Annotated in this window: 18 protein-coding genes; 12 read left to right on the forward strand and 6 right to left on the reverse strand. The window is 66.0% G+C overall.

Translation table 11 applies throughout. The features are described 5' to 3' along the window. The coding region (locus ACTHJR_RS13725; protein WP_440523796.1) for a band-7 C-terminal domain-containing protein at positions 1-253 on the forward strand (253 nt) is incomplete at its 5' end. Positions 254-265: 12 nt separating this feature from the next. Beyond that, positions 266-706, forward strand: a complete 441-nt coding sequence (locus ACTHJR_RS13730) for an NfeD family protein (protein ID WP_440523797.1) — start codon at positions 266-268, stop codon at positions 704-706. Positions 707-718: 12 nt separating this feature from the next. Here the strand turns inward: ACTHJR_RS13730 and ACTHJR_RS13735 are convergent, their stop codons facing one another. From ACTHJR_RS13735 to ACTHJR_RS13745, 3 genes are all read right to left on the reverse strand, one after another. Beyond that, positions 719-1,045 (reverse strand): hypothetical protein, encoded by a 327-nt coding sequence (locus ACTHJR_RS13735; RefSeq protein WP_440523798.1) that lies wholly within the window; start codon positions 1,043-1,045, stop codon positions 719-721. 71 nt (positions 1,046-1,116) lie between these two features. Further along, on the reverse strand, positions 1,117-1,557 hold the full coding sequence (locus ACTHJR_RS13740; RefSeq protein ID WP_440523799.1) for a hypothetical protein: 441 nt from the start codon (positions 1,555-1,557) through the stop codon (positions 1,117-1,119). Between the two features lie 43 nt (positions 1,558-1,600). Beyond that, complete coding sequence (locus ACTHJR_RS13745; protein WP_440523800.1) at positions 1,601-3,208, reverse strand: phosphoenolpyruvate carboxykinase; 1,608 nt, start codon at positions 3,206-3,208, stop codon at positions 1,601-1,603. Between the two features lie 398 nt (positions 3,209-3,606). Here ACTHJR_RS13745 and ACTHJR_RS13750 point away from each other — a divergent pair, with 398 nt between their 5' ends. From ACTHJR_RS13750 to ACTHJR_RS13790, 9 genes are all read left to right on the forward strand, one after another. After that, positions 3,607-3,888, forward strand: a complete 282-nt coding sequence (locus ACTHJR_RS13750) for a hypothetical protein (RefSeq protein WP_440523801.1) — start codon at positions 3,607-3,609, stop codon at positions 3,886-3,888. Between the two features lie 178 nt (positions 3,889-4,066). Then, complete coding sequence (locus ACTHJR_RS13755) at positions 4,067-4,774, forward strand: response regulator (protein ID WP_440523802.1); 708 nt, start codon at positions 4,067-4,069, stop codon at positions 4,772-4,774. Continuing rightward, complete coding sequence (locus ACTHJR_RS13760) at positions 4,743-6,320, forward strand: ATP-binding protein (protein WP_440523803.1); 1,578 nt, start codon at positions 4,743-4,745, stop codon at positions 6,318-6,320. Before ACTHJR_RS13755 ends, ACTHJR_RS13760 begins: the two co-directional genes overlap by 32 nt. Positions 6,321-6,332: 12 nt before the next feature. After that, positions 6,333-6,773: an HPr kinase/phosphorylase gene (locus ACTHJR_RS13765; protein ID WP_440523813.1), complete on the forward strand. Its 441-nt coding sequence runs from the start codon at positions 6,333-6,335 to the stop codon at positions 6,771-6,773. Next, the gene (rapZ, locus tag ACTHJR_RS13770) at positions 6,770-7,687 is read left to right on the forward strand and encodes an RNase adapter RapZ (RefSeq protein WP_440523804.1); all 918 of its coding nucleotides are present in this window, start codon (positions 6,770-6,772) and stop codon (positions 7,685-7,687) included. The genes ACTHJR_RS13765 and rapZ overlap by 4 nt, the downstream gene beginning before the upstream one ends. 10 nt (positions 7,688-7,697) lie before the next feature. Next, on the forward strand, positions 7,698-8,105 hold the full coding sequence (locus tag ACTHJR_RS13775) for a PTS sugar transporter subunit IIA (protein ID WP_440523805.1): 408 nt from the start codon (positions 7,698-7,700) through the stop codon (positions 8,103-8,105). Continuing rightward, positions 8,105-8,374: an HPr family phosphocarrier protein gene (locus ACTHJR_RS13780; protein ID WP_440523806.1), complete on the forward strand. Its 270-nt coding sequence runs from the start codon at positions 8,105-8,107 to the stop codon at positions 8,372-8,374. The genes ACTHJR_RS13775 and ACTHJR_RS13780 overlap by 1 nt, the downstream gene beginning before the upstream one ends. A gap of 162 nt (positions 8,375-8,536) precedes the next feature. After that, a complete protein-coding gene (locus tag ACTHJR_RS13785) occupies positions 8,537-9,337 on the forward strand; it encodes a TrmH family RNA methyltransferase (protein ID WP_440523807.1) in 801 nt (266 codons plus the stop codon). Positions 9,338-9,388: 51 nt separating this feature from the next. Continuing rightward, positions 9,389-9,772 carry an META domain-containing protein gene (locus tag ACTHJR_RS13790; protein ID WP_440523808.1) on the forward strand — a complete coding sequence of 128 codons (384 nt, stop codon included), beginning with the start codon at positions 9,389-9,391 and terminating at the stop codon, positions 9,770-9,772. Positions 9,773-9,774: 2 nt separating this feature from the next. Here ACTHJR_RS13790 and ACTHJR_RS13795 read toward each other — a convergent pair whose 3' ends face one another. The 3 genes from ACTHJR_RS13795 to ACTHJR_RS13805 form a co-directional block, all read right to left on the reverse strand. Beyond that, positions 9,775-10,527, reverse strand: a complete 753-nt coding sequence (locus tag ACTHJR_RS13795; protein ID WP_440523809.1) for a tetratricopeptide repeat protein — start codon at positions 10,525-10,527, stop codon at positions 9,775-9,777. 71 nt (positions 10,528-10,598) lie between these two features. Next, positions 10,599-11,279 (reverse strand): tetratricopeptide repeat protein, encoded by a 681-nt coding sequence (locus ACTHJR_RS13800; RefSeq protein ID WP_440523810.1) that lies wholly within the window; start codon positions 11,277-11,279, stop codon positions 10,599-10,601. Positions 11,280-11,319: 40 nt separating this feature from the next. After that, positions 11,320-12,675, reverse strand: coding sequence for a DNA recombination protein RmuC (locus ACTHJR_RS13805; RefSeq protein WP_440523811.1), 1,356 nt, complete (start codon positions 12,673-12,675; stop codon positions 11,320-11,322). A gap of 121 nt (positions 12,676-12,796) precedes the next feature. On the opposite strand from ACTHJR_RS13805, the gene ACTHJR_RS13810 reads away from it, so the two are divergent. Further along, positions 12,797-13,954 (forward strand): formate--tetrahydrofolate ligase (locus ACTHJR_RS13810; protein ID WP_440523812.1); only part of this gene is annotated, 1,158 nt, incomplete at its 3' end.

Genomic DNA, 13,954 nt, shown 5'->3' on the forward strand with positions numbered 1-13,954 from the left:
CAAGGCGACCAAGATGGTGTCCGATGCGATCGAGACCGGCAGCGCCCAGGCGATCAACTATTTCGTCGCGCAGAAATATGTCGAGGCGGTCGGCAAGTTCGCGACATCGCCCAACGCCAAGACCATCCTCTTCCCGGTCGAGGCGACGCAATTGATTGGCACGCTGGGCGGGATCGGCGAGCTGGCCAAGGAAGCGCTGGGCCACGGCGCGCCGCCACCGCAGCCGCAACCCGCGCCGCGTCCCAAGGCCTGAGAGGAGCGCATCATGCTCGCATGGTTGGAACAGGGTGCGACCGCCTGGCTGGTCGCCGCGTTGGTGCTCGGCGTCGCCGAGCTGATCGCTCCCGGCTTTTTCCTGATCTTCCTGGCGCTCGGCGCCGGGATCACGGGATTCGTGCTGCTGGCGCTGCCCGACCAGCCGATCCTGGTCCAGGCGGCGATCTTCGCGATCGCCAGCGGGGTCGCCGCAGCGATTGGCTATCGCTGGTATCGCACATCGGCGCCCAGCGAGGACCCGCTGCTCAACGACCGCGCCGCACGGCTGATCGGCGAGGTGGTGACGGTGACCGAAGCGATCAGCGCGAGCAGCGGCCGCGTCAAGGTCGGCGACGGCGCCTGGCCGGCACGCGGCCCGGACGCCCCGCTCGGCGCCAAGGTGCGCGTGGTCGGCGAAAGCTCAGGCGAGTTGCTCGTCGAACCCGCCTGAGCTTCGGAACGATTAGGCCTTGTTGCCGCCGAACAGGCCCGAGGCGAGCCCGCCGAGCTGGCCGAGGATGCCCGAATTCTCGGCGCCGTTGACCAGTGTGGCGAACTGACCAAGCGATCCTTCGCCGCCGATATGCCCGACGATCTGGCTCAGCACGTCGGAGCCCAGGCCGGTCGACGCCGCCGCGCCTTCGACGGTGTCGCCCGGCTCGGTGTGCGACTTGGCGAGCGCCATGATCGCGCTCTCGGCCTGTTCGGGGGTGATCCCGACCTTGGTGGCGAGGTTCTGGACGTCGGCGTTCGAATTCACCTGGGCGAGAATGCCATCGAGCAACGACATGGAAGCTTCCTTTCACTGGGCCGGAAGCGAAACGACTCCGGTTGATCGCCAAATACCGCCTTGCGCGGCGGTCAGGAAGCCAGATCGGGCGGTACGAAGCGGAGCCGGGCGTCGATCGAGAACAATCTGTCGCGCGAATAGAGCGTCAGCGGCCAGTCGCGTCGGCCCTGCGGCGCGGCGAGCAGCGCATTGACCTTGGCCGCCAGCCCTGTGCCGGCGGGCGTCGCGGCGAGATGGGCGCGGACCGCGGCGACATAGGTCAGCGTGATCGTGTGGTGGTAGCCCTGGGTCGCGTCGTTCACGCCGCCGACCGCTTCGTTATAGGCCGAAATGATCCCGGGCAGGTCGCGCTCGACATCCACGTCGGGCCGCTCGGTTAGCAACCACAGGCAAGCGGCGAGATGCGCTTCGTGGGTCCATTCGGCTTTGGGCAGCGTGCGCGCGAGCAGCCCCTCGCCCACATGGCGGACGGCCGCATCGTCGGCGAAGAAACGGATCGGATGGTCGGTCATTGGTCGGGCTTCCTGATGGAGGCCCGACCGAACGCCGGGCCTGTTACGCGGTGGCGGGGGTCCGGGGCGCCGATTGTCGCACCCCTTCGTCCACATGATCCGAGAATTGCGCGAAATTATCGACGAACAGGTCGACCAGCTTGGCCGCCATCGCGTCATATTCGGCCTTGTTGCCCCAGGTCTCGCGCGGGTCGAGAATGTGGCTGTCGACGCCCGGCACCGCGACCGGCACCTGGAACCCGAAATTCGGGTCGGTACGGAACTCGGCGTCGTTGAGGCTGCCGTCGAGCGCGGCATTGAGCAGCGCGCGGGTCGCCTTGATCGGCATGCGCTTGCCGACGCCGTATTTGCCGCCGGTCCAGCCGGTGTTGACCAGCCAGCAATCGACCCCGCCCTTGGCGATCCGCTCCTTGAGAAGATTGCCATAAACCGACGGATGGCGCGGCATGAACGGTGCGCCGAAACAGGTCGAGAAGGTCGCTTCCGGCTCGGTCACGCCGATCTCGGTCCCCGCGACTTTGGCGGTGTAGCCCGACAGGAAGTGGTACATCGCCTGGTCGGGCGTCAGCTTGGCGATCGGCGGCAACACGCCGAACGCATCGGCGGTCAGCATCACGATGTTGCGCGGGACCGGGCCCATGTTCGCGGCGCTGGCATTGGGGATGAAGTCGATCGGATAGGCGCCGCGCGAATTCTCTGCGAGGCTGTTGTCGTCGAGGTCGAGGATCCGCGTCTCCGGATCCATCACGACATTCTCGAGCACCGTGCCGAAGCGCTTGGTGGTCGCGTAGATTTCCGGCTCGGCCTCGGCCGACAGGCGGATCATCTTGGCGTAGCAACCGCCCTCGAAATTGAACACCGCCTCGTCCGACCAGCCATGCTCGTCGTCGCCGATCAGCGTGCGGCTGGCATCGGCCGACAGCGTGGTCTTACCGGTCCCCGACAGGCCGAAGAACACCGCCGAGCCGCCTTCCGGGCCGATATTGGCCGAGCAATGCATCGGCATGATGCCCTTGACCGGCAGCAGATAGTTGAGGAGGCCGAACACCGACTTCTTCATCTCGCCGGCATATTCGGTGCCGCCGATCAGGATCAGCTTCTCGCTGAAATTGACCGCGATCACCGTCTCGCTGCGGCAGCCGTGGCGCTCGGGATCGGCGCGGAAGCTCGGCAGGTCGATGATCGTATAGTCGGGATCGAACCCGGCGAGTTCGTGCGTGGCCGGGCGGACCAGCATCGTGCGGATGAACAGGCTGTGCCAGGCATATTGGTTGATGACGCGAACGTTGACCCGGTGCGACGGCTGCGAGCCGCCGTACAGGTCCTGGACGAACAAGGTGTCGTGCTTGCCCAGCGCGGTGAGGAAATCGGCCTTGAGCGCCGCGAACGCCTCGGGGCTCATCGCCTTGTTGGTCTTGCCCCACCAGACGCTCGACTCGGTCTCGGCGTCGCGGACGATGAACTTGTCCTGCGCCGATCGCCCGGTGTGCCGGCCGGTGGCGACGACCAACGGGCCGTCGGCGGCCAGATGACCTTCGTTGCGCGCGATGGCCTGCTCGACGAGCGGGGCCGTTTCAAGATTCCAATAAAGCTTGGCGGCAGTGGCGATGCCCTGCGCGTCCAGCCCCTTGGCAGGGACTCGGTCGATCATTTTTCCTCCGAATACCGAACGTTGCGGGTTTGCCCGCATACGTATGCATCCTCGTGTCCGGCGGCGCATAGAACCGCGCCGCGCGTCCGTCAAACAGCGCAATGGTTTACCGGTGCAAAGGTTTCGATGGGTGCGGCGCCATCCGTGACGACGCGTTGCCGTCGGGTTGCGGGTAGGAACCCGTCGAAGGCGTGGCGTCGATATGTTGCCTTAACGGACTGTCTGCGGATAGTGAGGGTCGCGTATCCCGGTAGATCGGCAACGAAATTCATCGCCGGTCACAGGGAAAGTTTACGAATAGCGATAGGGGGCGATCGATGTTTGGCGTAGTCCTGGTCCTCGCTCTTCAAACATCGACCGAGATGAGTTCCCCCTCATTTCCCGTGAATGTTCGTGGCGTGGCAAAGATCGAGCGCGGCATCAGGCTCTACCGGTTTCGTGCCAGCGGCGGCGTGCCGGACACATCCACACGATGTGTAAATGCGTATTTTGCCAAGCCTCAACGGTTCACGAAAAAGCTTCTACACATGAACGGAAAATCCGTGCTCATTCGAGGCACGGCGCTGAACTATTTCGCCATGGCTGCAGAAGATCCCATCCCGGCGACGATCAGCCGTTTTCAGAACGAATGCGGAAACAAATTCATCATTATCATCAAGAGCATCAAATTGCTCCGATAGACGCCTCAATTCCAACATCGGCGAGACGGCGCAAACTTCGCCGACACGCCCCGCCTTGGCCCGGGGACGTACCGCTACTGTCTCACGCCAAGCCGCTCTCGCGCCCCGTCGAGGCATTGCCAGTCAAGGACGCACGCCCTAGTCGTATCGCCACCATGGTCTCGGACAACCCCGCACGATGACGGCCACCATCGCGCTCGTCGATGACGATCGCAACATCCTGACCTCGGTCTCGATCGCGCTCCAGGCGGAGGGATTCCTGACTCGCGTCTATTCGGACGGCGAGACGGCGCTGAAGGCGCTGGTCGACAATCCGCCCGACCTCGCCATCTTCGACGTGAAGATGCCGCGGATGGACGGGCTCGAACTGCTGCGGCGGCTGCGCGAGAAGAGCCAGATCCCGGTCATCTTCCTGACCAGCAAGGACGACGAACTCGACGAGGCGCTCGGCCTCGCGATGGGCGCCGACGATTATATCGCCAAGCCGTTCAGCCAGCGCCTGCTAATCGCGCGGATCCGCGCCATCCTGCGCCGCACCGAATTGAGCCATGCCCATGCCGGCGGCGAGGAAGCCGCCAGCGACACGGTGATCGAGCGCGGCCGGCTGCAGATGGACCCGGCGCGCCATCGCGTGACATGGGGCGGCGACAACGTCACGCTGACGGTGACCGAATTCCTGATCCTCGAGGCGCTGGCGCAGCGCCCGGGCGTGGTCAAGACGCGCAACCAGCTGATGGACGCGGCCTATCAGGACGACATCTATGTCGACGACCGCACGATCGACAGCCACATCAAGCGTGTCCGTCGCAAGTTCCGCGAGGTCGATGCCGAATTCGATGCGATCGAGACGCTCTATGGCGCCGGCTACCGTTTCTCGGAGGAATGAAGCGGAGGGCGAAGGCCGCGACCTCGCGCTCAGATGGTCTGGCCGGATTTCGCTCACCGCGCGCATCCTCGCGCTCAACATCTTCGCGCTCGCCCTGCTCGCCGGCGGATTCTTCTATCTCGATTCGTATCGGGTCCGCATTCTCGACAACCGAACCGCCCAGGCGAGCCGCGAAGCGCGATTGATCGGCGCGGCGATCGCCACCGCCCCACCCGAGCAACGCAATGCGCTGACGGTGAAGTTGGCACGCGATACCGGCACGCGAATCAGGCTCTTCGCCCCCGACGGAACCCAGATCGTCGACACTCGGTCGATGGGCTTGCGCAATTTCGTGCTGATCGACCCCGACAAGCAAGGCTGGGGATTGCAGGTCGCGCGCTTTCTCGACGCGATGATCGACACCGTGGTCAACGCGCCCCGCGCGCCCCTGTATCGCGAGCGCAAGGCGGGCGCCGAATGGCCCGACGTGCGTACCGCGCGCACCACTCCGACCGCGCCGGCGACGGTATGGCGCGCGCCCGACCGTACGCCCGTCATCACCGCCGCTGCCGGCCTGGGCGACGGCGAGGTGGTGATGACCACCGTCAATGCCCGTGAGGTGACGCAGACGGTCCGGCTCGAGCGCCTGCGGCTCGGCATCGTGCTGGCGATCGTCACCCTGGTGTCGATCTTCCTGTCGCGGTTCCTCGCGCGGACGATCGTACGGCCGCTGCGCCGGCTCGCACGCGCGGCGGTCCGCGTGCGGCTGGGGCGCGCACGCGAAGTGGTGGTCCCTCGCCTGCCCTCCCGCCGCGACGAGATCGGCAGCCTGGCGCGCGCGGTGAGCGACATGAGCCAGGCGGTGCGCGCGCGAATCGACGCGACCGAGGCGTTCGCCGCCGACGTCACGCACGAGATGAAGAACCCCCTCGCCTCGCTACGATCGGCGGTCGAAGGACTGACGCATGTCAAGGATCCGGCGCTCCAGGAGCGCCTGCTGGCGATCGTGCGCGACGACGTGCACCGGCTCGACCGCCTGATCACCGATATTTCCGAGGCATCGCGGCTCGACGCCCAGCTCAGCCGGGCGAAGTTCGAGCCGGTCGACGTGCTGGCGATGCTGGTCGCGCTGATCGAGCAGCGCGGCGCGCGCGGCATCGAGCGGGGCATCCGCATTCGTTTCGACGACCGCGCGCGCGGCCAGCGGCTGGTGATGGGCGAAGGCGCGCGGTTGGAGCGGGTGTTCGAGAATCTGTTCGACAATGCCGTTTCCTTCTCCCCCGACGGCGGGCTGATCGCGGTCGGCGCGACCGCCGTCGACGGCGAACTGGTGCTCCGGGTCGAGGACGAAGGGCCCGGCGTCCCGCCCGAAGCGCGTGAAGCGGTGTTTCGCCGCTTCCAGTCGATCCGCCCCGAAAGTGAGGAATTCGGCAAGCATTCGGGACTAGGGCTCGCCATTGCGCGGACGATCGTCGAGGGGCATCAGGGCTCCATCGCGGTCGAGTCGCGTGAAGACCGTCTGAGCGGCGCCCGGTTCATCGTCCGGTTGCCGCTCGCGCCTAGCTGAGGGGAGGCAGCCATCGCGACCGCGCTCTCGTTCGAAACGCTTCACGTCTCCAGCGTCGCCATCGACGGCCGCGCGGTGTTGATCGATGGCGCATCCGGGGCGGGCAAGTCCGACCTCGCCTTGCGCCTGATCGATCGCGGGGCGACGCTGATCAGCGACGACTACACCTTGCTCCAGCGCTCGGGCCGCGAGCTGATCGCGTCGCCGCCCGACACCATCGCTGGCCGCATAGAGGTGCGCGGGCTCGGCGTCCTGCCGCTGCCGCATGTCGAGAAGATTCCCGTGGCATTGCTCGTCCACCTGACCGAATCGCCGGAGCGCATGCCGCTCACCGATGAGGTGCGCCGCATCGCCGGCCTCGATATCCGCGAAGTGGCGGTCGATCCGCGAACCGCGTCGGCGGCGATCAAGGTCGAGCTTGCGCTGCGCCATCTGACCGGCGCCAAGGCGTGACCCACGCGAAGGAAATCCTGCTCGTCACCGGCCTGTCGGGCGCGGGCAAGTCGACCGTGCTCAAGACGCTCGAGGACCTGGGCTGGGAAACGGTCGACAATCTGCCGCTGCGCCTGCTCGATCGGCTGCTCAGCACGCCGCTGTCGGAGAGCACGGAAAGCGATTCGCCGCTTGCGGTCGGGATCGGGGCCAGGACTCGCGACTTCGACCCCGACAGCATCGTCAAGCGCATCAAGAAGCTGCGCGCCGAGCACGGCTACGACATCGGTACCTTGTACCTCGATTGCAGCGGTGCCGAGCTCGAGCGCCGCTATGCCGAGACGCGGCGCCGCCATCCCCTCGCGCTCGACCGCCCCGCCAGCGACGGGATCGCCCGCGAGCGCGAGCTGCTCGCACCGCTCCGGCGCTGGGCCAACCGCCTGATCGACACCACCGACCTCTCGTCGAACGAGTTGGCGCAGCAAGTGCGCGCGACCTTCGGCGGCGACGGGCTGGGCGAGCCGACCCTGTCGGTCATGTCGTTCGGCTTCGCCCGCGGCGTGCCGCGCAACGCCGACCTGGTGTTCGACATGCGCTTTCTGCGCAATCCGCACTGGGTCGAGAAATTGCGCCCCGGAACGGGACTCGACAAGGATGTCGCCGACTATGTGGCGGGCGATCCGACCTATGACGCCGCGATGAAGCAGATCGAGGACCTGCTGCTGCTCCTTCTGCCCCGCTATCGCGCCGAGGGAAAAGCCTATGTAACCATAGCCTTCGGGTGCACGGGTGGTCGCCATCGCTCGGTCCATGTCGCGGAACGGGTCGCGAAGCGGTTGCGCGACGCCGGGTTTTCGCCCACGGTCACGCATCGAGATCTGGGGGCGGCACCGCAGGACTCCTTGGAGGGTGCGCCGCGGACGGGTTTGGGATAGTAAGCAACGCATGATCGGTCTGGTTTTGGTGACGCACGGACGGCTCGCGTCCGAGTTCGTGACCGCAATGGAACATGTCGTCGGCCCTCAGGAGCGCGTCGAGTCGATCGCGATCGGCCCCGACGACGATATGGAGGCGCGCCGCGCCGATATCGCCACGGCGATCGGCAAGGTCGATGACGGCAAGGGCGTGATCGTGCTGACCGACCTGTTCGGCGGCACGCCGTCGAACCTCGCCATTTCGCTGCTCGAGCGCGGGCGAGTCGAGGTGATCGCGGGAATCAACCTGCCGATGCTGATTCGCCTCGCCTCGGCGCGCAAGTCGATGAAAGTGGTCGAGGCGGTGATCGCCGCACGCGAAGCCGGGCGAAAATATATCGCTGTGGCCTCGGAAGCGCTCGGCGAGGCCGCCGCCTGATGCCGATCAGTCGATCGGTGCAGATCACCAACAAGCGCGGCCTGCATGCTCGGGCATCGGCGAAATTCGTCACCCTCGCCTCGACCCAGCCGGTCGAGATCTTGGTCGTGAAGGACGGACCGGCGGTGACCGGCACGTCGATCATGGGGTTGATGATGCTGGGCGCGGCGATGGGCGACACGATCACGATCAGCGCCGATGGCGACGGCGCCGAGGGCGCGGTCGGCGCGCTGTGCGAACTGGTCGAGGCCAAGTTCGGCGAGGATTGAGCCCCTAGCCCGTCATGCCGGCGAAAGCTGGCATCTCATGGAGGGGAATGCGGCATGAGACCAACACCGAGTCGGATCGTCTCCCGGACGATCCTAGAGCATGCGGGGCATGCTCAACCCGATGTTCTTTCGCTGGGGTGACGGGTTGGCTAGAGAGCGCGGATGCCGCGCGAAATCACCGCCTTCTCCAACACGCTCGTCAAGCGCGTCCGCAGCTTGCGCGACAAGAAGCATCGCAAGGCCGAGGGGTTGTTCCTCGCCGAAGGCCTGCGCATCCTGACCGAAGCGCGCGAGGCCGGGCGGTTGCCCGACTATCTGTTCTTCGCCGCCGATAGCGCCAAACACCCGCTGGTCGTCGCGCTGGTCGATGCGGTCGAAGACGCCGGCGGCGAAGCGATCCAGACCAGTCACGACATCCTTTCCAAGCTGTCGGGCAAGGACAATCCGCAAGCGGTGGTCGGCGTCTTTCCCGAATTCACCACGCCGCTCGAAGCGCTCGACCGCAGTGCCGCGCCGATCTGGCTGGTCGCCGAGCGGCTGCGCGATCCGGGCAATCTCGGCACGATCCTGCGCACCGGCGACGCGGTCGGCGCGGGCGGGCTGATCCTGATCGACGATTGCGTCGATCCCTTCTCGGTCGAGGCGGTCCGCGCGAGCATGGGCGCGCTGTTCACCGTGCCGATCGCCCAGGCGCGGTGGGGCGACTTCCTGCCCTGGCTGCGCGCCGGACCCGGCCAGTTGGTCGGCCTCAGCTTGCAGACCGATCACGATTACCGCGGCGCGGCGTATGAGGCGCCGGCCTTCCTGCTGACCGGCAACGAGGCACAGGGTCTGCCCGAGGCTTACGAGGCCGAATGCGACCTGCTGGTCAAATTGCCGATGCTCGGCAAGGCCGACAGCCTTAACGCCGCGGTCGCTACCGCGGTGATGGCCTATGAGGTGCTCGCGCACCATCGCGAGTGACAGCAGCCGTTCAGCCGCACTGCATTATCCGGCGAGCCGAGGAGGCATCCGATGAAGCTCGCCACGCTCGCCCTCGCCGCCTTGTCCCTTGCGACATGCGCGCAGCAATCGCGCCTGGACGACACGCAATGGACCATCGCGGCCGTCAACGGCGAGCCGGTCCGCACCGCGCTGCCGGTCGAGATTCGTTTCGACCGCGGCCGCGTCACCGGCACCGCCGGCTGCAACAGCTTTGGCGGCAGCTACCGGGTCGATGGTGACCGCCTGAACACCAGCCGGATTATCTCGACCAAGATGGCGTGTGCCGGGCCGGGTATGGAGGTCGAACACACGCTGTTCGCGATCATCGCGAATCCCGCGCGCATCCGCCTCGACGGCCGCACGTTGACCTTGGCGAATGCACAGGGCAGCGCGACCTTTTTCGGCTTGCGCTGACCTTAGACCGTCTGCTTGCGCTGCTCGTCGAGATCGTCGAGCGCGTCCTGCACTTCGTCGCTGTCGATGCCGATCGCCAGGCAATTGCGATAGGCCGCCTCGGCATCGTCGAGCTTGCCGAGCTTGGCCATGTTGTAGCCGATACCGCGATAGGCGACGCAGCGTTCCTGATCGGTATCGTCGGGCGACAAGTCCGCCGCGGCCAGCGATCGCTGGTATACCGCGACGGCATCCGCATATTGCTTCTTGTCGGCAAGAGCATATCCCAATTCATTGAGATACCTTGAATTCTTCGGCGCCAGATCGGCCAGATGCCGGAACGCCTGCAAGGCGTCGTCGGCCTTGCCGAGATCGATCAGCGCGTAGGCACGGACATATTGCGCGCGGCACCAATCGGGCTCGACCGTCACCGCCACGATATTCGCCGCCGCCGCATCGGCCAGATAGGCGCGCGACTGGCTGGCATTGACCGCACAGAAGATGCGGCGCTTTTCGCCGGCATAGCGTTTCTCGAAATCGGCCAGCAGCGGCTTGACCAATTCGATCGCCCGGCCCGGATTCTTGGCGCGGATCGCGGCCATCCCCGCGTCGTACCAGCCCTTGGGTGCCGGCGCCCTGTTGGCCGGCGGGCGTTTCGACACGTTCCGGGCAGTCGAGTCGCGCGCCGTCCCCTGATGCACGACCGTATCTCTCGCCATGCCAGGCATGGGGACCGCCGACAGCGTGATCAGGATCGCCACAGCACGTACAATCATCGCCTTACTCCGACGCGATATGCAGCGGACGATCTATCATGATGCCGGCGAGCACAAGCCGGCGGTGAGGGTCAGGTCGTCTTCTTCCGCTGTTGCTTGATATACTCGATCTCGCCGAGCGATTTGGGTTCGTCGGGAATGATCGCCAGGCATTTGCGATAGGCCGCCTCCGCGTCGTCGAGCCGACCGAGCTCGACCAGGTCGTAACCGATCCCGCGATAGGCGACGCAGCGTTCGTAATCCCGCCGGTCGGGCGAAAAGGTCGCTGCCGCTTCGGCCCGAGTATAGACGTCGATCGAGCGCTGCCATTGCTTCTTGGCCAGGAACAGATAGCCCAATTCGTTGATATAGCGCGCGTTCTGCGGCGCGTAGCCGAGCAGGCGCTCGTAAGTCGCTTGCGCCTCGTCGTACCGCTTGAGGTCGACCAGCGCGAACGCCTTGATATATTGCGCCTGGCACCATCGCGCCGGCACCAGCCGCACGTTGTCGGAGCCGCCGTCGGTCGTGGTCAGATAATAACCCTCCTGCTCGGGCGTCTCGGAGCAGAAGATATGCTTCTTCTCGGTCGCGTAGTCGCGCTCCAGGCCGGCGAGCAGCGGATCGACCAAGGCCAGGGCGCTCGTCGGATTTCCGGCCTGAATCGCGGAGAAGGCCTGGTCGATCGGGTCTGCGGCGGTTGTCGCGGCCTTGTCCTGCGCCGTCGCCGATAGCGGTACGAGCATCAGCATCGCGCCCGCAAGCCAAACTGTCATCGTCGTCATCAACCCACTCCACTCAAAGCAGGCGCGAGGATCATCCCTCCGACGAACGATCCGCGATCTCGCCGACCGACGCAAGCTTGACCAGCGGACGCGGCGATTGCTCGACCATCGGCGGCGAATCGATCGACCGCCCCGCGGTATCGATGTTGAATTCCTCGAACCTTTTGGCCTGGGTCAGCACTTGCGTCTCCAGGCTGCCGACGAAGGCGTTATAGGCATCGTTGGCCAGCCCGATATTGCGTCCCAGCCGCGCGACATGGCCGCCCATCACCGCCAGGCGCGCATAGAGCTCCTTGCCCAATTCGGCGATCTGTCGCGCCTCGCCCGCCAGCTTCTCCTGCCGCCACACCGCCGCGACGGTCCGCGCGATCGCGATCAGATTGGTCGGCGTCGCCAGCAATACCCGGCGGTCGAAGGCGAAGTCCCACAGGCCCGGATCCTGTTCGAGCGCCGCCGACAGGAAATGCTCCCCGGGCACGAACATGATGACGTAATCGGGCGCTTCCTTGAATTGCGTCCAATAGGCCTTGGCGCCGAGCGACTGGACGTGCGCGCGCATCGAGGCGGCGTGGCGCACCAGCCCCGCCGCGCGCTCGGCATCGTCGATCGCGCCGAACGCATCCTGATAGTCGTTGAGCGACACCTTGGCGTCGATCACCAGCGCGTTGCCGCCGGGTACGCGGATAATCACGTCGGGGCGCAGTCGCCCGCCCTCGCCGTCGTCGACGCTGACTTCCGCCTGGAAATCGGCATGCTCGCTGAGGCCGCAACTCTCGAGCACGTTGCGCAATTGCTGTTCGCCCCAACGCCCACGCGCCTTGGGCGCGTTGCGCAGCGCGTTGACCAGCTTCGACGCCTCGGAACGAACCGATTCCTGGCCCACCCGCATCGCCTCGATCTGGCCGTTGAGCGCGCCGAACGCGTCGCGCCGCTCGGCCTCGACCTTGGCGACGCCGTCCTCGTAGCGTTGCAGCCGTTCGTGGACCGGCTGGAGCAACGCGCGCAGGCTCTGCCCGCTGGTCGCTTCCGATTCCTTGAAGCGTTCGTCGGCGCGTTGGAGAAACTTGGCCTGGGCCTCATCGAGCAATTTCTGCCCGACCTCGGCGAATTGCGCGGCGAGCGCGTCCTTGGCCGCGACGATCTCCGCCAACCGCGCCTCGAACGCCGCTTCGCGCTCACGCGACGCGGCCTGATGGGCGTCGAGCGCGCGCATCGACGTGTCGCGTTCCGCCGTGACCTCAACGAGTTGGCGGCGCGTGACGTCAAGCTGGTCGGCATGGACCTTGGCCGCGGCCAGTTCCGCGACTCCGCGCCGCGAGGCCAGCAGCCAGCCGATCACCAGCCCAACCAATAGCGCTCCCAATGCGACGATCACCAACTCGGCCACGTTTCACCCATCAACCCTGATCCTGACCGGAACATAGATCGAACGACAGCGATGCGACAGCCCCCAAATTCGTTGCGCATCCGGGGTGACGACCACCATATCGGAGCGCTAAGAAGCGCGCATGCTCTCCGATATCGAGATCTCGCGCGCCGCGACGCTCCGCCCGATCCAGCAAATCGCCGATCGGGCCGGCATCCCGGCCGACGCGGTCGAGCCTTATGGCAAATACAAGGCCAAGCTGATCCGCGAGCAATTGCCGGTGCCGCGCGATCTAGGAAAATTGATCCTGGTCACCGCGATCAGTCCGACCCCGGCGGGCGAAGGCAAGTCGACCACCTCGGTCGGGCTGGCCGATGCGCTCAACCGGATCGGCCGCAAGACGATGATCGCGCTGCGCGAGCCGAGTCTGGGGCCGTGCTTCGGCACCAAGGGCGGCGCCACCGGCGGCGGCTATGCCCAGGTCGTGCCGATGGAGGACATCAACCTCCATTTCACCGGCGATTTCCACGCCATCACCAGCGCGCACAACCTGCTCGCGGCATTGATCGACAACCATATCCATTGGGGCAACGCGCTCGACATCGACGTGCGACGCGTGGTGTGGCGGCGGGTGCTCGACATGAACGATCGCGCGCTGCGCGACATTGCGCAGTCGCTGGGCGGTACCGCCAATGGTTTTCCGCGCGAAAGCGGGTTCGATATCACCGTGGCCAGTGAAGTCATGGCGATCCTGTGCCTGGCCGAGGACCTCGAGGATCTGGAAGCGCGGCTGGGGCGGATCGTCGTCGCCTATACGCGCGACCGCCGGCCGGTGACCGCGCGCGACCTCAAGGCCGACGGCGCAATGGCGGTGCTGCTGGCGGAGGCGATCAAGCCCAACCTCGTCCAGACGCTGGAGGGCAACCCCGCGCTGATCCATGGCGGCCCGTTCGCCAATATCGCGCATGGCTGCAATTCGGTGATCGCGACCAACACCGCGCTCGGCTTGGCCGAGTATGTCGTGACCGAAGCCGGGTTCGGGGCGGATTTGGGCGCGGAGAAGTTCTTCGACATCAAATGCCGTCAGGCGGATCTCAAACCGTCCGCCGCCGTGGTCGTCGCGACGATCCGCGCGCTCAAGATGAATGGCGGAATCGCCAAGGCCGATCTAGGCACAGCGGACCCCGAGGCGGTGCGACGCGGAGGCGTCAATCTCGCGCGGCATCTCGAGAATGTCCGCCAGTTCGGTATTCCCGTCGTCAGATCGGAAGAGCGTCGTGTAGGGAAAGAGTGTAGGCTG

It is taken from the genome of Sphingomonas sp., assembly GCF_051962185.1.
In the GTDB taxonomy this organism is placed as follows: domain Bacteria; phylum Pseudomonadota; class Alphaproteobacteria; order Sphingomonadales; family Sphingomonadaceae; genus Sphingomonas.